17 protein-coding genes are annotated in these 21,271 nt (G+C 71.7%); 8 read left to right on the plus strand and 9 right to left on the minus strand.

Features of this window, described 5'->3' with window-relative positions; genetic code table 11:
* Nucleotides 1–10 precede the first annotated feature (10 nt).
* From MMF93_RS16625 to trxA, 7 genes are all read left to right on the plus strand, one after another.
* Nucleotides 11–2,638 (plus strand): DUF6049 family protein, encoded by a 2,628-nt coding sequence (locus tag MMF93_RS16625; RefSeq protein ID WP_423835614.1) that lies wholly within the window; start codon nucleotides 11–13, stop codon nucleotides 2,636–2,638.
* Nucleotides 2,639–2,676: 38 nt separating this feature from the next.
* Complete coding sequence (gene murJ, locus MMF93_RS16630) at nucleotides 2,677–5,022, plus strand: murein biosynthesis integral membrane protein MurJ (protein WP_242752371.1); 2,346 nt, start codon at nucleotides 2,677–2,679, stop codon at nucleotides 5,020–5,022.
* A 728-nt stretch (nucleotides 5,023–5,750) separates the two neighbouring features.
* On the plus strand, nucleotides 5,751–7,664 hold the full coding sequence (locus tag MMF93_RS16635) for a hypothetical protein (protein WP_423835615.1): 1,914 nt from the start codon (nucleotides 5,751–5,753) through the stop codon (nucleotides 7,662–7,664).
* 86 nt (nucleotides 7,665–7,750) lie between these two features.
* A complete protein-coding gene (gene sigM / locus MMF93_RS16640; protein ID WP_242752374.1) occupies nucleotides 7,751–8,638 on the plus strand; it encodes an RNA polymerase sigma factor SigM in 888 nt (295 codons plus the stop codon).
* Nucleotides 8,635–9,804, plus strand: coding sequence for a hypothetical protein (locus MMF93_RS16645; RefSeq protein WP_242752377.1), 1,170 nt, complete (start codon nucleotides 8,635–8,637; stop codon nucleotides 9,802–9,804). The genes sigM and MMF93_RS16645 overlap by 4 nt, the downstream gene beginning before the upstream one ends.
* Nucleotides 9,805–9,910: 106 nt before the next feature.
* On the plus strand, nucleotides 9,911–10,897 hold the full coding sequence (trxB, locus tag MMF93_RS16650; protein WP_242752380.1) for a thioredoxin-disulfide reductase: 987 nt from the start codon (nucleotides 9,911–9,913) through the stop codon (nucleotides 10,895–10,897).
* A gap of 81 nt (nucleotides 10,898–10,978) precedes the next feature.
* A complete protein-coding gene (gene trxA, locus MMF93_RS16655) occupies nucleotides 10,979–11,308 on the plus strand; it encodes a thioredoxin (protein WP_242752383.1) in 330 nt (109 codons plus the stop codon).
* 82 nt (nucleotides 11,309–11,390) lie between these two features.
* On the opposite strand, the gene MMF93_RS16660 is transcribed toward trxA, so the two are convergent.
* From MMF93_RS16660 to rpmH, 9 genes are all read right to left on the minus strand, one after another.
* Entirely contained in the window at nucleotides 11,391–12,011 is a 621-nt protein-coding gene (locus MMF93_RS16660; protein WP_242752386.1) for a GNAT family N-acetyltransferase, read from the minus strand.
* Nucleotides 12,012–12,115: 104 nt separating this feature from the next.
* Entirely contained in the window at nucleotides 12,116–13,345 is a 1,230-nt protein-coding gene (locus tag MMF93_RS16665; RefSeq protein ID WP_242752388.1) for a ParB/RepB/Spo0J family partition protein, read from the minus strand.
* The gene (locus MMF93_RS16670) at nucleotides 13,342–14,550 is read right to left on the minus strand and encodes a ParA family protein (RefSeq protein ID WP_274709468.1); all 1,209 of its coding nucleotides are present in this window, start codon (nucleotides 14,548–14,550) and stop codon (nucleotides 13,342–13,344) included. The genes MMF93_RS16665 and MMF93_RS16670 overlap by 4 nt, the downstream gene beginning before the upstream one ends.
* Nucleotides 14,551–15,071: 521 nt before the next feature.
* Nucleotides 15,072–15,827, minus strand: coding sequence for a 16S rRNA (guanine(527)-N(7))-methyltransferase RsmG (gene rsmG / locus MMF93_RS16675; protein ID WP_242752394.1), 756 nt, complete (start codon nucleotides 15,825–15,827; stop codon nucleotides 15,072–15,074).
* The gene (locus tag MMF93_RS16680; protein WP_242757609.1) at nucleotides 15,824–16,288 is read right to left on the minus strand and encodes a Jag family protein; all 465 of its coding nucleotides are present in this window, start codon (nucleotides 16,286–16,288) and stop codon (nucleotides 15,824–15,826) included. Before MMF93_RS16680 ends, rsmG begins: the two co-directional genes overlap by 4 nt.
* 110 nt (nucleotides 16,289–16,398) lie before the next feature.
* Nucleotides 16,399–17,655, minus strand: a complete 1,257-nt coding sequence (gene yidC / locus MMF93_RS16685; RefSeq protein ID WP_242752396.1) for a membrane protein insertase YidC — start codon at nucleotides 17,653–17,655, stop codon at nucleotides 16,399–16,401.
* A gap of 3 nt (nucleotides 17,656–17,658) precedes the next feature.
* Nucleotides 17,659–17,949, minus strand: a complete 291-nt coding sequence (yidD, locus tag MMF93_RS16690) for a membrane protein insertion efficiency factor YidD (RefSeq protein ID WP_114016797.1) — start codon at nucleotides 17,947–17,949, stop codon at nucleotides 17,659–17,661.
* Nucleotides 17,946–18,374, minus strand: coding sequence for a ribonuclease P protein component (rnpA, locus tag MMF93_RS16695; protein ID WP_242752400.1), 429 nt, complete (start codon nucleotides 18,372–18,374; stop codon nucleotides 17,946–17,948). Before rnpA ends, yidD begins: the two co-directional genes overlap by 4 nt.
* A gap of 24 nt (nucleotides 18,375–18,398) precedes the next feature.
* Complete coding sequence (rpmH, locus tag MMF93_RS16700) at nucleotides 18,399–18,536, minus strand: 50S ribosomal protein L34 (protein ID WP_016906158.1); 138 nt, start codon at nucleotides 18,534–18,536, stop codon at nucleotides 18,399–18,401.
* Between the two features lie 802 nt (nucleotides 18,537–19,338).
* Between rpmH and dnaA the strand changes: the two genes are divergently transcribed.
* Entirely contained in the window at nucleotides 19,339–21,270 is a 1,932-nt protein-coding gene (dnaA, locus tag MMF93_RS16705) for a chromosomal replication initiator protein DnaA (RefSeq protein ID WP_242757610.1), read from the plus strand.
* Nucleotide 21,271 lies beyond the last annotated feature (1 nt).

The raw sequence follows: 21,271 nt of genomic DNA on the forward strand, positions 1-21,271 counted from the left end.
GGACGAGCGCGTGGCCGAGGCGGCTGAGAGTCAGGCTCCCCCTGCCCGTAGGGGGACGAACCGCTGGCGGCGCCGGACGGCGGCGCTCCTCGCCGCCCTCCCCGTGCTGGCGGGGCCCCTCCTCCTCCCCGCGGGGACCGCCACCGCAGCACCCCAGGCGTCCCCGGCGAGCGGCACCCACGCGCCCGCCGTGGCGTCCGCCGCCGCGCGGCAGGCGGCCCGGACGGCCACCCCCGCGGCAGCCTCAGCGCCCCGGGCGCCCCAAGCGCCCCAGGGAAGCGGCTCCCGCAGCGCCCGCGTCTCCGTGAACGAGGTCACGCCCGCCGTCCCCGACGCCGACGACACCCTCACCGTCAGCGGCACCGTCACCAACACCAGCAGCGCCACGCTGAGCGGCCTGGAGGTCGTCCCCCGCATCGGCCCCAGCCTCGGCTCGCGCAGCGCCATCGAGCAGGCGTCCCGCCGCCAGGGGTACCTGTCGGGTGCGGACGGCACCGAGGTCCCCGGCGGGCACGGCGCCCGCATGTCAGGACTCGCCTCCGGCATCACCCGGTCGTTCACGCTGAAGATCCCCGTCAGCGATCTCCACCTGGGCTCCGACGGCGTCTACCAGCTCGGCGTCTCCCTCACCGGGCAGACCCGCTCCCGCCCCTACGAACAGATCCTGGGCATCGGCCGCACCTTCCTGCCCTGGCAGGAGAAGGCCGGCAGCCCGACCACCCGGGTCACCTACCTGTGGCCGCTGATCTCCACCCCGCACGTGACCGCGCGCACCGAGTCCGACGAACAGCAGACCCCGGTCTTCCGCGACGACAAACTGGCCGAGGAGCTGGCCCCCGGCGGGCGGCTCCAGCAGATGCTCGCACTCGGCAAGGACCTCGACGTCACCTGGGTCATCGACCCCGACCTGCTGGCCAGCGTCGACATGATGGCGGGCCGCTACCGGGTGCACAAGCCCGGCGGCGAACCGGACGACACCGTCGCGGGCAAGGGCCAGGAGGACGCCAAGCGCTGGCTGGACGAGTTGCAGAAGGCCGTCCGCGGTAAAGAGGTCGTCGCCCTCCCGTTCGCCGATCCCGACCTGGCGTCGCTGGCGCACCGCGGCCAGAAGGTACCCGGCGCGCTCAGCTCCCTGGGGCAGGCCACCAGGCTCGCCAAGGACACGGTCGAGACGGTGCTTCACGTGAAACCGAGCACCGACTTCGCCTGGCCCTACGAGGGCGCCGTCGACTCCTCCCTCGTGGACGTGGCCACCTCGGCCGGCGCCCACAACGTGATCGCCCGCAGCGACAGCGTCCGGGACGCCGGCCTCTCCTACAGCCCGACGGCGGCCCGCCCGATCGGCAGCGGCAACACCGCGCTGGTCGCCGACGAGCGGCTGTCCACCGCCTTCGAGGGCGACCTGTCCCGGGCCGGGGCCGCCTCGCGCGCCGTGCAGCAGTTCACCGCCCAGTCCCTCGCGCTGGCGAGCCAGGTGCCCTCCCGCACCCGCAGCGTCGTCGTCGCCCCCCAGCGGATGCCGAGCGTCTCCCAGGCGCAGGCGATGGCCGAGGGCGTCGAGGCGCTCAGCGACAGCGGCTGGGCGGCGCCCGGCAGCCTGTCCGACGCCGCGAAGGCCAAGCCGGACCAGGGCGCCCAGCGCCGGATGCCCGCGCCCTCCTCCTACCCTTCGACGCTCCGCAAGAGCGAGCTGCCCACCGCCGCCTTCGAGCAGGTCCGCAAGACGAAGGACGGTCTGGAGGACTTCAAGGAGATCCTCAGCGACCCCGAGCGCGTGATGCCGCCGTTCAGCACGGCCATAGACCGTGAGGTCTCCAACGCGTGGCGCGGCCGGGCGTCCGCAGGCGAGAGCTACCGCGACGCGGTGGAGGACTACCTGCTGGAGCTGCGCGGCGCGGTCAAGCTCATCAACAAGTCCGGCATCACGCTCTCGGGCCGCGAGGCCACCATCCCCGTGACCGTGCAGAACAACCTGGCGCAAGGCGTCGACGGGCTCGTGCTGGAGCTGCGGTCGAGCCGCGTCGGCCTGGACGTCGGGGACGCCAAGCGGGTCAAGGTCGACGGCGAACACACCCAGTCCCTCAAGTTCGACACCACCGCCAAGAACAACGGCCGCGCCTACGTGTACGCCCAGCTCTACACGGAGGACGGCGAGCGCTACGGCAAGGTCATGAAGTTCCAGGTGAACGTGACCTCCATCACGTCCACCGTGCTGCTGGTCATCGCGATCGGCGTGCTGCTGATCGTGCTGGCCGGGATCAGGATGTACACCCAGCGCAAGCGGTCGGGCCCGGCCCCGGACCCGGACGCCCCGCTGAAGGACCCGGGCGGCGGCAGCGACGGTGGTGACGGCGGCGGCGACGCGTCGGATGGCGCGGGAGACGGCGACGCGCCGGGTGGCTCGTCGGGTGACGCGTCGGGAGACGCTGCGGACGGCCCGACCGGCGGCCCGACAGGCGACTCGACGGGCGGCCCGGCAGACGACTTGTCGGGTGCCTCGACAGGCGACTCGACCGGCGACTCGACAGACGGCGGCAGGGACTCCGGCGCCCCGGACAGGGACACGGACGGGGACGGGAACGACACCGTCCGGGAAAACGACAACCCCCCGGCCACGGGTGAGAAAGTGGACCGTTGACTCATCCGGGCGAGCAGGGGCAGGGGTAGGTAGCGACGATGAACGCGCCGTATGGCGGCGACCGGGGCCGGACGCCCGGAGACGGCTCTGGCCAGCCGGAGGATCCGTACGCACAGGATGTGTACACCCGTGATCCGTACGCGCCCGCGGACCCCTCGGCGCAGGACGCGGACCCGCAGGCGTGGCAGCGCTACCAGGGGCAGCAGCCCCGGGACCCGTACGCGCCGCAGCCGTACGAAGGGCAGCCGCCGCACGGACAGCAGTCGCACGGACAGCAGCAGTCGCAGGGGCAACCGCCGCACGGGCAGCAGCAGTCGCAGGGGCAACCGCCGTACCAGCAGCCGTACGGGCAGCAGTCCCACCAGCAGTCACACGGGCAGTCACACGGGCAGCAGCCGTACGCGGCACAGGCGTACCAGGGCGAGCAGCCCCAGGCACCCCGGACCACAGGCCAGGGCGCCCCGCAGCCCGGCGACGCCTTCGCCCACCTCTACCGCGACCAGGGCCACCCTCAGCCGCAGCACGGACAGCACCCGCACCACACCCGCCAGGCGCAGCAGAGCCCCCAGGCGAACCAGGTGCGCTCCCCCCAGCAGGAGCCCGGACGGGCCCAGCCCACCCAGCCGCCGCAGCCGTATCCGCCGGAGCCCGGAGCGCCGGGAGCCGCCGAGGAACCGTCGGCGCAGACCGTCAACCTCAACGCCGTCGCCTCCGAGGAAGAAGCTCCCGCACCCTCCGGGGGCAAGGGCGGCGGCGGTGGCCTCCTCAAGTCCAGCGCCATCATGGCCGCCGGCACGATGGTCTCCCGGCTGACGGGCTTCATCCGCTCCGCGATGATCGTCGCCGCGCTCGGCGCCTCCGCCCTCGGCGACAGCTACCAGCTGGCCATCACCCTTCCGACGATGCTCTACATCCTCAGCGTCGGCGGCGGCCTGAACTCGGTCTTCGTGCCGCAGCTCGTGCGCGCGATGAAGGAGGACGACGACGGCGGCCAGGCGTACGCGAACCGGCTGCTGACGCTGGTCGCCGTGCTGCTGGGCATCCTGGCGGTCGTGGCCGTCTTCGCCGCGCCGCTGCTGGTGCGGCTGATGTCCGTCAAGCTGGCGGGGGACCCGGCGGCCAACGAGGTCACCGTCACCTTCGTACGCTACTGCCTGCCCTCGATCTTCTTCATGGGCATCCACGTGGTGATGGGCCAGGTGCTCAACGCGCGCGGCCGCTTCGGGGCGATGATGTGGACGCCGGTCCTCAACAACGTCGTCATCATCTCCACCATCAGCCTGTTCCTGTGGGTCTACGGGACCGCCTCGACCTCGAAGCTGACCGTCGCCAGCATCCCGCCAGAGGGCGTGCGGCTGCTGGGCATCGGCACCCTGCTGGGACTGGTCGTCCAGGCGCTGTCGATGATCCCCTACCTGCGCGCTGCGGGCTTCCGCATCCGGCCCCGCTTCGACTGGCGCGGCCACGGTCTGGGCAAGGCCGCCAAGCTGGCCAAGTGGACGATCCTGTTCGTGCTCGCCAACCAGGCCGGGGTGCTGGTCGTCTCCCAGCTGTCCACCTGGGCAGGTGACATCGCCGCCGAGGGCGGCGACTCCGGCACCGGCTACATCGCCTACTCCAACGCCCAGCTCATCTGGACGATGCCGCAGTCCATCATCACCGTCTCCGTGATGGCGGCGCTGCTGCCCCGGCTCTCCCGGGCGGCAGCCGACGGCGACCCCGGAGCGGTGCGGGACGACATCTCCCAGGGGCTGCGCAACTCGGCCGTCGCCATCGTGCCCATCGCCTTCGGATTCCTGGCGCTCGGCATCCCCATGTGCACCATGATCTACGGCTCGGCGGGTGTAGACGCAGCCCGTTCCATGGGCTACATGCTGATGGCGTTCGGAATCGGCCTGATCCCCTACTCGGTCCAGTACGTCGTGCTGCGTGCCTTCTACGCGTACGAGGACACCCGCACCCCCTTCTTCAACACGGTCATAGTGGCCGCCGTCAACGCCGCCGCCTCCGCGCTGTGCTTCCTGCTGCTGCCCGCCCGCTGGGCCGTCGTCGGCATGGCCGCTTCCTACGGGCTCGCCTACCTCACCGGTGTCGGCATCGCCTGGCGCCGCCTGCGCGACCGGCTGGGCGGCGACCTGGACGGGCGGCGCGTGGTGCGTACGTACACGCGGCTCGGCGGCGCCAGCATCCCCGCGACGCTCGCCGCAGGCGCCGCGGCCTGGGGCATCATGCGCGTCCTGGGCAGCGGCACCCTCGGTTCCATCGCCGCGCTGGCGGGCGGAGGGATCGTTTTGGGCGCGGTTTTCGTCCTAGCGGCGAAGCGCATGCGCATCGAGGAAATGACGGCGATGCTCGGGATGGTGCGCGCCAGACTCGGCCGATGAAATCCGGACGCGGAAACCGGCGTATACAACCATCATTCGCCCCCGCGTGTCGTGCATAGCGGCGAGGTGTAGGCACAATTGTTTTTGGCCGTTTCCAGCAAAACGGCGCTACGGATGGGGAGGCAGGAACGACGGTGGCGGAACGGAGCACAGCCGCTGTCGACGTGGCCGAGACCAGCGGCGAGAACGGCAAGCCGCTGGCCGCCCGGCAGGACGGGGCCACGAGCGACGGTGCGACGGACGCGACGAACGGACACAGCCGCGACGCCGTGGCTTCCCCTCTCACGGGCACCTCGGCCGCCGACGACCCGGCTCCCGAGCCGGAAGCCTCCGACACCACGCCACCCGAAAGACCCACACAGGGCGCGGAGTCCCCGAAGAAGGGCGCCACCCCCGACGAGGACGCCGACCGCGCACCGGAGGTTGCCTCCGTCGGCGGCGTGACGCCCGACGACGCGGCGGAGGGCCCGTCAGGGACCCGCTCCGACTCCGAGGACACGCCCCACCCCCGCGCCGAGGGCTCCGACCCCGGCGTCGGTGAACAGAGCACCACAGCGGACCCCCGCCCCGGGACGGAAACCCGCCCCGGCATGGAAGCGGGAACCGGCCCGGACGCCGGGACGGACGCCGAAGCGAGGACCGGGGCGGACACCCGCCCCGGCGCGGACACCCGAGCCGGCTCGGAGGCCGGCGCCAGGACGGAGGCCGAGGCCGCAGCCGGGACCGGGATGGGGGCGGAAGCCGGGGCGGAGGCCGAGGCGACAGCCGGCTCCGACGCCGTGACCGGCGCCGGAGCCGACGCCAGGACCGAGGCCGAGGCCGAGGCCGGGTCCGGGTCCGGGTCCGGGTCCGAGGCGACAACCGTGGCGGGAGCCAACGCCGAGACCGGGGCGGGAGCCGACGCCAGGACCGGGGCGGAAGCCGAGGCCGGGCCCCAGGCCGGAGCCGACGCCGAGGCCGGAGCCGAGGCTGACGCCGGAGCCGGGGCGGGCGCCGGAGTCGAGGCCGACGCCGGGCCCGGAGCCGGGATCGAGACGGGAGTCGGCTCCGACGCCGACGCCGAGGCGGGGGCCGAAGCCCCCGGAGGGTCCGCGGAGACGCGCGGACCCGACCTGCACAGTGGCCACAAGCTCGCCCGCCGCTACCGCCTGGAGGAGTGCGTCACCCGCCTCGACGGGTTCAGCAGCTGGCGCGCCGTCGATGAGAAGCTGCGCCGCGCCGTGGGCGTGCACGCGCTGCCCGCCGGTCACTCCCGGGCCCGCCAGGTGCTCGCCGCCGCACGCTCGGCCGCGCTGTTGGGCGACCCGCGCTTCGTGCAGGTCCTCGACGCGGTCGAGGAGGACGATCTCGTCTACGTCGTCCACGAGTGGCTGCCCGACGCCGTGCCGCTCAGCGAGCTGCTCAGCAGCGGTCCTCTGGAGGCGTACGAGGCGTACCAGCTCGTCGGCCAGCTCGCCCAGGGGCTGTCGGCCGCGCACCGCGAGGGGCTCGCGCACCTGCGGCTGAACCCGACGTGCGTGCTGCGCACCGGCATGGGCCAGTACCGCGTCCGGGGGCTGGCCGTGAACGCCGCGCTGCGCGGGGTCACCAGCGACCATCCGCAGCGCGACGACACCGAGGCCATCGGCGCGCTGCTGTACGCGGCGCTCACCCAGCGCTGGCCGTACGAGGACGATGCGCACGGGCTGCCCGGTGTCGGCTCGCTCGACCTGAGCACCCTCGTCGCGCCCGAGCAGGTCCGCGCGGGCGTGCACCGGGGGCTGTCGACGCTGGCCATGCGGGCGCTGGTCAACGACGGAGCGACCGCCTCGCGCCAGGAGCAGCCCTGCGCCACCCCCGAGGAGCTGGCCAAGGCCGTCTCGACGCTGCCCCGCATCCGCCCGCCGGAGCAGAGCTTCACCCCGCCCCCGCCGTACCAGCGCACCACCTACCAGCAGGGCGCGTACGCCGCTTCCGGTGCCGTGAGGGCAGCCGCGGCGCGGGTTCCGCCGCACGGGCCGGGCGCCGAGCCCCCGGCTCCGCCCGCGCTTCCCGGCCGTACCGGCAAGGTCCTCAAGTGGGGCGTCTCGGCGCTGCTGATCGCCGCGCTCGGGCTGGGCAGCTGGCAGGTCGCGGACGCGCTGCTGGAGGGCGAGCCGCCGCCGAAGAAGTCCACCAAGCAGGTACACGCGCACGACACCTCCGCGCAGACCGGCAAGCCCGTCAAGATCGAGGACGTCAAGGACTTCGACCCGCAGGGCGACGGCTCGGAGAACCCGGAGAAGGCACCGAACGCGATCGACGGCGACCCCGGGACCTCCTGGGTCACCAGCCATTACATCGGCCGCCCCGACTTCGGCAATCTCAAGTCCGGTGCCGGGCTCGTGCTCGACCTGGGCAAGGTGCGCCAGGTCAGCCGGCTCAAGGTCGACTTCGCCGGCAAGACCTCGGCGAGCTTCCTGGCCGCGCCGAGCAGCGTCTCGGCCATGCCGTCGTCGCTGGGCAGCTTCAGCAAGGTCTCCAGCGGCTCGGGGGAGCACCTCACCCTGAAGGCGAAGAAGCCGATCAAGACCCGCTACGTACTGGTGTGGCTCACCAAGCTCCCGCTCTCGGACGACGGCAACTACCGTGGTCGCGTCACGGAGGTCCAGGTCCTCAGCTGAAGGCCGGTCCGCCGTGGGCGAGACGGGTGCGGCCGAGGCCGCGGGTGCCGCCTTCCCGGGGAGGGCGACGGGTGAGGGGAGGGCCGATGGCGAGCGACGACGCGACGCGCCGTCCGCCGCGCACGGGCGGCGTCGGGCGGGGCGGCGCCGCCCCGCCCGACGCCGGGCAGCGGTACGAGGCAGCGGACGAGACAACGGGCAAGGCAGCCGGCAAGGCACCCGACAAGACAGCCGACAAGGCAGCCGACAAGGACCTCCTCGACCGGCACGTGGCGGGGGATCCCGACGCGTTCGGTGAGCTCGTCCGCCGGCACCGCGACCGCCTGTGGGCCGTGGCGCTGCGGACGCTCGGTGACCGGGAGGAGGCGGCCGACGCCGTGCAGGACGCGCTGATCTCCGCCTACCGCGCCGCACACACGTTCCGCGGCCGTTCCGCCGTCACGACCTGGCTGCACCGCATCACCGTCAACGCCTGCCTGGACCGCGCCCGCAAGGCGGCCTCGCGCCGCGCGGCGCCCACCGACGACACCGAGCGGCTGGAGCAGCTACTGGAGCCCGAGGAGTCGGCGGCCGGTCCCGTCGAGCGGGACGACGTGCACAGGGAGCTGGTCTCGGCCCTCTCGCAGCTGCCCGCCGAGCAGCGCGCCGCGCTCGTCCTGGTGGACATGCAGGGCTATCCCGTCGCGGAGGCCGCCGAGGTGCTCGAGGTGGCCGTCGGCACCGTCAAGAGCCGCTGCGCCCGAGGCCGCGCCCGCCTCCTCCCCCTCGTCTCGCACCTGCGCCCGAGCGCCGACGGAGCGGAGGACGGCGCACAGGCTGCGCGGAGCACGGAGGGTACGAACGGCACCAAGGGAGGGAACCCGGCGAGCGGGGCATCCGTCCCAGCACCGAGAGAAGGGCCGCGGAACCCACCGCGGACCACCACGCACGGCACCACAGGACCCGGGGCAGCGAAGGGAGGAGGACAGGCATGACATCCACTCCTTTCCCGTACGACGGGCACCCGGACGTCACCGAGATCTCCGCACTCAGCGAGGGCGTCCTGCCACTCGACCGCGAACCCGACCTCCGTGCCCATCTGCGGGAGTGCGATCTGTGCGCCGAGGTGCGGGACTCCCTGGAGGAGATCCGCGCCTCACTGGGTACGCTCCCCGGCCCCGCGCGGATGCCTGAGGACGTGGCCGCCCGCATCGACGCGGCACTGGCGGCAGAGGCGCGCACGGTGGCGGAACCCGACGGGGCCGAACCGGACGAGAGCGAAGCCGACGCGGCGCAAGAAGGTGCCGCGTCGGAAGGTGCCGCGACGGAAGACGCTGTTTCACGTGAAACGGCGCCGGGAGCACGTGAAACAGCGTCGGGTTCCCGTGAAACGGCGCCGGACGAGCCGTCCGCGCTGCCCCGTACCGGGAAGGCGCCGGTTTCACGTGAAACGTCGTCCGGTCGTCGCTCGGGAGACGGCCGTCCCCCCGGGCACGCCCCCGGAGCCGCGGGGCCCGGACGCGAGGCGGCCGCGGCCGGCACCCGGCGTGCCCGCCGCCGACGCAGGGCCGTGCTGGTGGTCGCGGCCTCCGCCGCCGTGCTGGCCCTCGGCGGGGTCACCCTCCAGGCGCTCTCCGACTCGTCCGGCACCAAGGTCACCTCGGACGGCGCCAAGTCCCTCCCCGAGGGCCGGGTGCCGAGCGTGCCCCCGAGCCCCACCGGCTCCCTCTCCTCCGAGACCGAGACCGGCGGCACCGGTGACGATCGCCAGTTGCGCAAGCGCGTCCAGCGGCTGCTGTCCGACCAGCCGACGTCCTCTCCCACCGAGAGCGCCCCGTCCCCCTCGGAGCCGAGCGACTCCCCCTCGCTCGACACGAAGAAGAGCCCCAGCACCGGTGAGAACACGCTCAGGGACGACCTGGGAGGCGGCGGCACGACTGTCCCCTCCTGCGTGCGGGAGGCCCTCGGCCGTACGGAGACTCCGCTGGCCGTCGACCCGGAGGCCACCTTCGCGAACCGCTCCGGCTACCTGGTCGTCCTCCCGCACCAGGGGGGTGACACGGAACAGGTGGACGCCTACCTGGTGGACCCCTCCTGCATCAGCGCCGATCCGCCGCAGCCCGGCGAGGTGCTGTTCAAGGGGACCTACCCGCGCGGGTGACACGGGGTCGCGAGCCCGGGAATGTCTGCCCCGTAGGATCCGTTGGACGGGGTGAAAGCCTCGGCGCAAGATCCCGGATAGCAGTCGGCAGACAAGGAAGACTCCCGTGAGCGACGTCCGTAACGTCATCATCATCGGCTCGGGCCCGGCCGGATACACGGCAGCGCTCTACACCGCCCGCGCGTCGCTGAAGCCGCTGGTGTTCGAGGGTTCCGTCACGGCGGGCGGCGCCCTGATGAACACCACCGAGGTCGAGAACTTCCCCGGCTTCCAGGAAGGCATCGTGGGCCCGGAGCTCATGGACAACATGCGGGCCCAGGCGGAGCGTTTCGGCGCCGAGCTGGTCCCGGACGATGTCACGGCCGTCGACCTGTCGGGGCCGGTCAAGACCGTCACGGACTCCACCGGCACCGTCCACCGCGCCCGTACGGTGATCGTCTCCACCGGTTCGCAGCACCGCACGCTGGGTCTCCCGCTGGAGGAGGAGCTGTCAGGCCGCGGCGTCTCCTACTGCGCCACCTGCGACGGCTTCTTCTTCCGTGAGCAGCACATCGTCGTGGTCGGCGGCGGCGACACGGCCATGGAGGAGGCGACCTTCCTCTCCCGCTTCGCGGCGTCGGTCACCATCGTCCACCGCCGGGACACCCTCCGGGCCTCGAAGGCGATGCAGGAGCGCGCCTTCGCCGACCCGAAGATCTCCTTCGCCTGGAACAGCGAGGTGGCCGAGATCCACAGCAAGGACGGCAAGCTGTCCGGGCTGACGCTGCGCGACACCGAGAACGGCGAGACCCGCGAGCTGGACGTGACGGGCCTGTTCGTCGCCATCGGGCACGACCCGCGCGTGGAGCTGTTCACGGACGTGCTCACCCTGGACGAGGACGGCTACCTCAAGGTGGACGCTCCCTCCACCCGCACCAACGTGCCCGGCGTCTTCGCGGCGGGCGACGTGGTGGACCACACCTACCGGCAGGCCATCACCGCGGCGGGCACCGGCTGCTCGGCCGCCTTGGACGCCGAGCGCTTCCTCGCGGCGCTCACCGACGTGGACGCCGAGGAGACCGCCGAGCCGGAGAAGACAGCCGCCGCCGTCTGACCGGGCCGGCCGCCGGCCGTCCCCTTCCGCCAGCTCCCATCCCACCCCACCAGCAGACCCCACACCCCGAGGAGAAGCACCATGGCCGGTGCCACCGTGACCGCGACCGACGCAGACTTCGACGACGTCGTCCTCAAGAGCGACAAGCCCGTGCTGGTCGACTTCTGGGCGGCCTGGTGCGGTCCGTGCCGTCAGATCGCCCCGTCCCTGGAGGCCATCGCCTCCGAGCACGCCGACAAGCTCACCGTCGTCAAGCTGAACATCGACGAGAACCCGGGCGTCGCCGCGAAGTACGGCATCATGTCGATCCCGACCATGAACGTCTACCAGGGCGGCGAGGTCGTCAAGACGATCGTCGGTGCCAAGCCGAAGGGCGCCATCGAGAAGGACCTCGCCGACTTCATCGGCTGAGGGCCACTCGCCTCCGGAGGAGACGCTGTAGGGGCGCGGTTTCACGTGAAACCGCGCCCCTGCTCGTTTCCCGGCTCGCTCCCTACAGTGGCCGGAGCGCCGGCTCCTTGCTGTGCACCTTGCCCAGCAGCTGGTCCAGCGCCCTTTCCATGTCCTGTCGCCAGGAGACCGTCGAGCGCAGCTCCAGCCGCAGCCGGGGAAAGCGCGGATGCGTCCGGACGGTCTTGAAGCCGACGGCCAGCAGGTGATCGGCGGGCAGCAGACAGGCCGGCTCCCTCCACTGCGTGTCCCCGAACGCCTCTATCGCCTTGAAGCCGCGCCGTAGCAGATCCTTCGCCACCGTCTGCACGATCACCCGGCCGATCCCCTGCCCCTGGAACTCGGGACGCAGATACGCCGTCATCAGCTGCACGGCGTCGGGGGAGACCGGACTCGTGGGGAAGGCGAAGGAGCGCGGCACGTAAGCGGGCGGCGCGTAGAGCACGTAGCCGACCGGCAGCTCGTCGACGTAGACGACCCGGCCGCAGGAGCCCCACTCCAGCAGCACCGCCGAGATCCAGGCCTCCTTCTCCCGGTCCGGGCGTCCAGAGCCGGCCGTCTCCTCGTCGCTGACCGGGCCCAGCTCCCAGAAGGCGCAGGCACGGCAGCGCTCCGGCAGGTCCGTGAGATTGTCCAGCGTGAGCGGAACGAGCTGTCGCCCCATGGCAGACATCGTAGCCATGGGGCGACAGCTCGTCGGCAGGTTTCTGCTGTTGTGACTGGTGCGATGGTCGGCCCGAAACCGACCGGCGCCGACCGGTGCGGTGCCTACACGGAATCCCCGTCGGCCCGCTCGCCGTCCTCCGGCTCCTCGTCGCCCTGGCCGCCGTCGCCCTCCTCGAGCTTCTGCTGGAGCACCCGGCCCTCCCCGGGAGCGAACTGCCCCAGGATGCGGTCCAGATCCTCCATGGAGGCGAACTCCACGACGATCTTGCCCTTCTTCTGACCCAGGTCGACCTTCACCCTGGTCTCGAAGCGGTCGGAGAGGCGGCCCGCCAGCTGGTTCAGCGCGGGGGATACCCGGGCACCGGCCCGGGGCCCCTTCGGCTTCGCCCGCCCCTTGGGCGCGCCACTCATCAGCGTGACGATCTCCTCGACCGCCCGCACCGACAGGCCCTCGGCCACGATGCGGTGAGCGAGCTTGTCCTGATCCTCACCGTCCTCCACCGACAGCAGGGCGCGTGCGTGCCCGGCGGACAGCACGCCCGCCGCCACCCGGCGCTGCACCGCCGGGGAGAGCCGCAGCAGCCGCAGCGTGTTGGTCACCTGCGAGCGGGAGCGGCCGATCCGCCCGGCGAGCTCGTCGTGGGTGCACTCGAAGTCCTTGAGGAGCTGGTCGTAGGCGGCCGCCTCTTCCAGCGGATTCAGCTGCGCCCTGTGCAGGTTCTCCAGCAGCGCGTCCAGGAGGAGCTTCTCGTCCTCGGTGGCCCGGACGATGGCCGGAATCTGCTCCAGCCCCGCCTCACGGCAGGCGCGCCAGCGGCGCTCACCCATGATGAGCTCGAAGCTGCCGGCCTCCAGCTCACGCACCACCACCGGCTGGAGAAGACCCACCTCCTTGATGGAGGTGACCAGTTCGGCGAGGGCGTCCTCGTCGAAGACCTCACGGGGCTGCCGCGGGTTGGGCGTGATCGCGTCGAGCGGCACTTCGGCGAAGAACGCACCGTCCACCGCTCCGGCCGCCGCCTGCGCCTCAGTGGAGGCTTCCTCCGCGGTGGCGGCGCCGTCCTCGGCGGAGTCAGCGGGTGGCGTTTCACGTGAAACCCACTCGTCGCTCTCCCGCTGGGAGAGCGCGGCGACCTTCGCGGCCGCCACCCCGCGCGAACCCTGCTCCGCTGAGAGCAACGGAACCGCGGTCGGAGAGGTGGAGCCACCCGTGACGCTCGGCGACTGCCGCTCGGAACCCGGTTCCGACGACTCGGCGGTCTCCGTGCTCGTCGGAGCCGCCGGAATCAGCGCACCGAGCCCCCGCCCCAGGCCCCTACGTCGCTCGCTCACTGCCCCTCCGCCATGCTGCCGTGCTGCTGTGCCTGGTGTGGTTGTGCTGGTGGCTGCCCGAGTGGTTGCTGCTGTGGCGCCTGGAACGGCACCGCGGGCTGCGCCGGTGGACCCTGGTAGGTCTGCTGGGCGTCCTGCGCCTGTTGCGCTTCCTGCGCCTGCTGGGCCTGCTCGACGTGCGGGTCCCGCAGCGCGATCTCCCGCGCCGCCTCCAGGTAGGAGAGCGAACCGCTGGAGCCCGGATCGTAGGTCAGCACCGTCTGGCCGTAGCTCGGGGCCTCCGAAATACGCACCGAACGCGGGATGTTGGTACGCAGCACCTCCTTACCGAAGTGCCCGCGCACCTCCTCCGCCACCTGGGACGCCAGCCGGGTGCGGCCGTCGTACATCGTCAGAATGATCGTGGAGATGTGCAGCCGCGGGTTCAGATGCCCCCTCACCAACTCCACGTTGCGCAGCAGTTGGCCCAACCCCTCCAGCGCGTAGTACTCGCACTGAATGGGGATCAGCACCTCCGCACCGGCCACGAGGGCGTTGACCGTCAGCAGACCGAGGGAGGGCGGACAGTCGATGAGGATGTAGTCGAGCGGCTGCTCGTACGCCTCGATGGCCCGCTGAAGGCGGCTCTCCCGCGCGACCAGCGACACGAGCTCGATCTCCGCACCGGCGAGATCGATGGTCGCCGGCGCGCAGAAGAGCCCCTCCACGTCCGGTACCGGCTGGACGACCTCGGAGAGCGGCTTGCTCTCCACCAAGACGTCGTAGATCGAGGGCACTTCGGCGTGGTGATCCACGCCCAGCGCTGTCGACGCGTTGCCCTGCGGGTCGAGGTCGACCACCAGAACGCGGGCTCCGTGCAGGGCCAGCGAGGCGGCGAGGTTCACGGTCGTCGTGGTCTTGCCGACCCCGCCCTTCTGGTTGGCGACCACCATGACCCGGGTCTGGGCCGGCCGCGGCAGACCCTCCCCGGCTCTGTTCATCGCCTCGACCGCCTGCTGGGCGGCGCGGCCAATGGGGGTGTCATCCATGGGCGGTGGCGTTTCACGTGCCGCGTCACCGCGGGGAGCGCCCCCGCCCGCGCTGGTATCCCCTGACTCTGTCCGGGGACCGGGGACCGGGTCGGCCATCGGTCCCGCGATGTTGGCGTCGGACCGCAACGGTTCACTCTCCTCACCATCAGGCTCGCTATGGACAGAGCCTCCCATGCTTTCGGTGTCGCGAACCAGCGAGCCCCACTCAGTTGTGGACGAATCCACGTCGGAGCGGGGCTGAGGAGTGGGTGCGGTCCGGCCGCGCGCACCGGCGGCGGCGCGGCCTCGGTTGATGATTCCGTGCAACAGAGAGCGGCGTTTCACGTGAAACACGATGCACGCGGCCCTGACGGGTGCCGCCGCGACACTCCGCGCCACGGTGTCGTAAGCGTTTTTATGGAGTAACCGCGTAACCGAATCAGCGTTTCAGCGCCGACCACGACCGCGGTGGCTCCCGTGGCCCGCAGGGCTCCCCGGGCCGCAGCGATTCCGGAGCCACAGTGATTTCTGAGGTCGCAGTGCGTGCTCAGAGCCGCAGTGCGTGCTCGGGGCCGCAGTGCGTGCTCGGGGCCGCATCGGCGTGCATACGGCTGTGGCGCCTTGGGAGCCCGCCACGACGGCCGGAGCACGAGGGGCCGGAGCGGCGGTGTGGCCGGACCGCGACGGCCGGGCCGTTGTGCGGCCCGGCCGGGGGCTCAGCGGCCGCGTCGGCCGCCGCGTGCCGCGCGGCGGGCCGCCTTCTCGGCCTTGGCCCGCCTGGCGGCGAAGCGGACACCGCCCGGACTCTCGCCGACCCGGGCCCGCACCACCGTCGAGAGGGGGTCCACCACACCGCGGCCGATCTGCTCCACCGTGGTCTCCACGACCCCCAGCTTGTGCAGCGCGTCGCGCGCCGTGCGGACCTCCTCCTCGGCGGTGTCGCCCTTGAGGGCCACCATCTCGCCGTAGGGGCGCAGCAGCGGCACGCCCCAGCCGGCCAGCCGGTCCAGCGGTGCGACCGCGCGCGCGGTCACCACGTGCACCGGCGTCAGCGTGCCCAGCATCTCCTCAGCCCGCCCACGCCGCACCGTCACGTGGTCCAGCCCCAGCAGTTCGACGACCTCCTGCAGGAAGGTCGTCCGCCGCAGCAGCGGTTCCAGCAGCGTGATCTCCAGGTCCGGGCGCACGAGCGCCAGCGGAATCCCCGGCAGCCCGGCGCCCGAGCCGACGTCGCAGACGGAGACGCCCTCGGGTACCGCCTCGGAGAGCACCACGCAGTTGAGCAGGTGCCGTTCCCACAGCCGCGGCACCTCGCGCGGACCGAGCAGGCCCCGCCGCACCCCGGCGTCCGCCAGCAGTTCGGCGTACCGCCGCACGGCGGGCAGGCTGTCCCCGAACGCCTTGTGCGCCGCCTCGGGAGCGGGCGGCAATTCCGCCGTGTGCTCCTGCGGCTCCCCCGCGTACCCGGTCACGGGAGGACGACCACGCAGCGCTGCGGCTCCTCGCCCTCGGACTCGCTGCGCAGCCCGGCGGCCTTCACCGCGTCGTGGACGACCTTGCGCTCGAACGGGGTCATCGGACGCAGCTTCACCGGCTCGCCCGAGCCCTTGGCCTCCTTGGCCGCCTGCTCGCCCAGCTCAGCCAGCTCCTCGCGCTTGCGGGCGCGGAAGCCGGCGACGTCCAGCATCAGCCTGCTGCGGTCGCCCGTCTCACGGTGCACGGCCAGGCGCGTCAGCTCCTGCAGGGCCTCCAGCACCTCACCGTCCTTGCCGACCAGCTTCTGCAGGTCGCGCGAGCTGCCCTCGCCGACGATCGAGACCACGGCGCGGTCGGCCTCGACGTCCATGTCGATGTCGCCGTCCAGGTCGGCGATGTCGAGCACGCCCTCGAGGTAGTCGGCCGCGATCTCACCCTCCTGTTCCAGACGGGTCAGGCTGTCGGTCTCGGCTTCGGTGCTCTCGAGGCCGGTCGCGTCCGTGCTCTCGGGAGCTTCCGTGCTCTCGGGGGCGGTCGTGTCCGTCACGGCGGGGACTCCTTCGGTGCTCACTTCTTGGAGGGGTGCTTGGGACGCTGGGGGCCCTTGCGCTGCTGCCCGGTCTTCTTCTGACCCGACTTGGCCTGGCCACCGCCCTGCTTTTGACCGCTCTGCTTGGCGCCGCCCTGCTGCTTACCCGACGCCTTCTGGCCCGAGCTCTTCTGGCCTGCGCTCTTCTGGCCTGCGCTCTTCTGGCCGCCCTTGCCGGTGGCCGAACCGCCGGCGGCGCCGGACTTCTGCGTGGAGTCGGCCTTCTCAGCGGAGTCGGACTCGTCCTTCTCCAGCGACGCGGTGGCCGAGGAGGCGCCGCCCTGCTTGGAACCCGCGGCGAGAGGGCCGCCCTGCCGCTGTGCCTTCGTCTGGCGCTTGGGCTGCTGACGGCGGGACCTGGCGGCCTCGGCGGCCTCGCGGGCCTCGACCTCCTTCGGGTCCTCCTTCAGCTTGCCGGCGGCCCGCAGCCGCTCCTGGCGCTCCGTGTAGGCGCGCGAGCCGGGCGTGGGGTTGCGCTTGATCACGAAGAGCTGCTGGCACATCGTCCACACGTTGGTGGTCAGCCAGTAGATGAGGACACCGACGGGGAAGTTGATACCGAAGACGGCGAACATGACGGGGAAGACGTACATCAGCATCTTCTGCTGCTGCATGAACGGCGTCTTCACCGTCAGGTCGACGTTCTTGGTCATCAGCTGGCGCTGCGTGTAGAACTGCGACGCCGACATCAGGACGATCATGATGACCGTGACGACGCGGACGTCGACGAGGGACGCGGCCAGGTCGCTGACCTGGTCGGCGCCGTCCATGAACTTCGCGGCGATCGGGGCACCGAAGATCTTCGCGCTACGGGCGCTGTCGACCTGCTCGGCGTTGAGCACGCCCACCGGCTTGTTGTCCGCGATGTGGCTGAGCACCCGGAAGAGGGCGATGAAGAACGGCGACTGCGCGAGGATCGGCAGGCAGCTGGAGAGCGGGTTGGTGCCCGTCTCCTTGTAGAGCTTCATCATCTCTTCGCTCTGGCGCTGCTTGTCGCTCTTGTAGCGCTCCTGGATCGCCTTCATCTTCGGCTGGAGCGCCTGCATGTTCCGGGTCGACTTGATCTGCTTCACGAAGAGCGGGATCAGACAGATCCGGATCAAAACCACCAGGAAGAAGATGGACAGACCCCAGGCCCAGCCGCTGTCCGGGTCGAAGACCAGGCCGAACAGCGAATGGAACTGGACAATGATCCAGGAGACAGCGGTATAGAGAGGACTCAGGATCGTGTCCACGAATCAGGCTCCTTGGGCGTTGGACTGGGTCCGGTGCTGCTGCCAGCGGGAGCGGATCCGCTGGTGCCATACCGGGTGCTTCCGGGCGGGGACATGGTCGACGCCACCGGGCGACCACGGGTTGCAGCGCAGGATGCGCCAGGCCGTCAGTGCCGTCCCCTTCACGGCGCCATGGCGGTGGATGGCCGTGTAGCCGTAGTGGGAGCACGACGGGTAGTACCGGCACACGGGGCCGAGCATCGGACTGATCGTCCACTGGTACAGCTTGATCAACCACAGCAGCGGGTACTTCACGGCGCTCTCCCTCCCGGTTCGCGGCCGGGATCGCGGGGGCTGTCCCCCGAGTCGGCAGAGCGAGGGGACCCTTTGAGCAGCTTCCGCAGCGCGGCGTCCAGATCACGGACCAGCTGAGCGTGGTCCGCCTCTCCCGCGCCGGGCAGCGCCCGTACGACAACCAGGCTACCTGCGGGCAGCTTGCACAGACGTTCGCGCATCAGAGGGCGCAGACGCCGCTTCACACGGTTACGAACGACGGCGTTGCCGACGGCCTTGCTCACGACGAAACCCGCACGCGTCGGAGGGACCTCCCCCTCCGACGCGTGCGGGTCCGTTCGACTGCGTAGATGGACGACGAGGAGCGGGCGTCCGGCCCGGCGTCCTCGGCGTACCGCGGTCGCGAAGTCCTCGCGCCGCCTCAGCCGGTTCTCGGTAGGCAGCACGTCATGGACCTGTGGTCAGGCTGCTCAGGCCGACAGGCGGGCGCGACCCTTGCTGCGGCGGTTCGCGACGATCGCGCGGCCGGCGCGGGTCCGCATGCGCAGCCGGAAGCCGTGGGTCTTCGCGCGGCGGCGGTTGTTCGGCTGGAAGGTGCGCTTGCTCACTCGGGGGCTCCAGGGATGCTTCGTGTCCCACGGACACCGCAGGACAGGGTGTGGGGAGTCGACTGGCTGTCACCGTGCGCCCACGAGTAGCTCGCAACGCCCGAGTGTGCACCGCTTCATGATCGGTCGGGCGAACCCTGCGATCTTGCCCATCGGAGGCAGGCGGCAGCAGCCGTCGACACTCGACCTGGTTACGGTACGCGCGCTTACGCCATCCGGTCAAACCCGCGCCGACGGGGCACCCGGGTCCCGCACGCGGACCCGCGGCCCGGCCGCGCCCTCTCCGTCCCGCACCGCGCCCGGCCCGCGCCCACTTACCCGCACGCGTACGGCACACGTACGGCACTCGTGCACAGCCTGTGGACAACGACTTGAACGGGGCAGGTCCGCGTGACTACCGTGGCCGAACTTCCTTTTCTTCCCGACCGTCCCCGGAACCACACATGCGAGGGACCTGGTCGGTCACCTGACGACGACCGTCACCCAGCGAGTGACCCGTCACCCAGCGAGTGAGAGAGCGTGCCCTGTGGCTGACCTACCTGCCGATCTTGCCGCAGTGTGGCCACGGGTGCTGGAACAGCTTCTGCGCGAGGGACGCGAAGGGAGCAGCGTCGAGGCGAAGGACCAGCGGTGGCTGCAGGACTGCCAGCCCCTCGTGCTGGTCTCGGGCACCGCACTGCTGGGCGTACCGAACGAGTACGCGAAGCAGGTCCTGGAGGGCCGGCTCGCTCCGGCGATCACCGAAGCGCTGAGCCGGGAGTGCCGGCAGCCGATCCGCCTGGCGATCACCGTGACGGGACCGATGCCGCAGGCCGCCTCTCCCGCGCCCCCTGCGGCGCCGGCAGCCGCCTCGATCCCGTCGCCCACGCCGGCCCCCGAGCAGCAGCCCCAGTCCGCGCAGCGGGAGCCCGCCTACGAACCGGCGTACGAGAGCTACCCACCGCGCGAGACGTACGAGGGCTACGACCAGCGCGACGAGCGCGGTCCCCAGCAAGGCGGGCCCCAGCAGGGCGGTCCCCAGCAGGGCGGTCCCCAGCAGGGCGGGCCCCAGCAGGGCGGGCCCCCACACGGCGGCCCGCAGCCAGGCCCCCCGTCCGCACCGGCCGCCCACGAGCCGCAGGCCCCGCAGGCCCCGCAGGACCGCTACGAGCCGCAGGACCGCTACGACCAGCAGGACCGGTTCGAGCAGACCGAGCGGTTCGATCAGACCGAGCGCTACGAGCAGCCGGAACGCTACGAGCAGTACGAGGGCCGCGAGCAGTACGAGAGCCGGGAGATCCCGGGGGCCCGTTCCGCGTACCCCGAGTACCCGCACGGCCCGGGGCACGCGCCCGGACCGTCCTCGTGGCAGCAGCGGCGCGACCCCTACCCCCCGCAGCGCCAGCGGCCCCAGCACTACGACCACCGGCAGCAGGGGTACGAGCCACAGGGCTACGAGCCGCAGACGTACGAGCAGCAGTCCTACGACCAGCCGAGCTACGACCAGCAGTCGTACGACGCCTACGAACCCCAGCACCAGCACCAGCACCAGCCGCCGCAACAGCCGCAGCCGCAGCACCAGCAGCGGCCCCGGCCGCAGGTGCCGCCGCAGGGGCGGCCGCCCGCCCCGCACTACGACAGCCCGTCCCAGCTGCCCGCGCCCAGCGGCGCCCCGGGTCCGCTGGCCGCGCAGCCCGCGCCCGCGACCGGGCCGGGGGAGCCGACGGCACGGCTGAACCCGAAGTACCTCTTCGACACCTTCGTGATCGGGGCCTCGAACCGCTTCGCACACGCCGCGGCCGTCGCCGTGGCGGAGGCTCCGGCCAAGGCCTACAACCCGCTGTTCATCTACGGCGAGTCAGGCCTCGGCAAGACGCACCTGCTGCACGCGATCGGGCACTACGCGCGCAGCCTGTACCCGGGCACGCGGGTGCGGTACGTCAGCTCGGAGGAGTTCACCAACGAGTTCATCAACTCCATCCGCGACGGCAAGGCGGACGCGTTCCGCAAGCGCTACCGCGACATGGACATCCTGCTCGTCGACGACGTCCAGTTCCTGGCGGACAAGGAGTCGACGCAGGAGGAGTTCTTCCACACCTTCAACACCCTGCACAACGCCAACAAGCAGATCGTGCTCTCCAGCGACCGGCCGCCCAAGGCGCTGGAGACACTGGAGGACCGGCTGCGCAACCGCTTCGAGTGGGGGCTGATCACCGACGTCCAGCCGCCCGAGCTGGAGACGCGCATCGCGATCCTCCGCAAGAAGGCGGTGCAGGAGCAGCTCAACGCACCGCCCGAGGTGCTGGAGTTCATCGCTTCCCGCATCTCGCGCAACATCCGCGAGCTGGAGGGCGCGCTGATCCGGGTGACGGCCTTCGCGAGCCTGAACCGGCAGCCGGTCGACCTCGGGCTGACGGAGATCGTGCTCAAGGACCTGATCCCCGGCGGCGAGGACGCCACTCCGGAGATCACGGCGCCGGCCATCATGGCGGCCACCGCCGACTACTTCGGGCTGACGGTGGACGACCTGTGCGGTTCCTCGCGCAGCCGCGTGCTGGTGACGGCGCGCCAGATCGCCATGTACCTGTGCAGGGAGCTGACGGATCTGTCGCTGCCGAAGATCGGGGGACAGTTCGGCGGCCGCGACCACACCACGGTGATGCACGCCGACCGGAAGATCCGCGCGCTGATGGCGGAGCGGCGCTCCATCTACAACCAGGTCACGGAGCTGACCAACCGCATCAAGAACGGCTGAC

The organism is Streptomyces tubbatahanensis (assembly GCF_022699385.1).
Lineage (GTDB): Bacteria > Actinomycetota > Actinomycetes > Streptomycetales > Streptomycetaceae > Streptomyces > Streptomyces diacarni.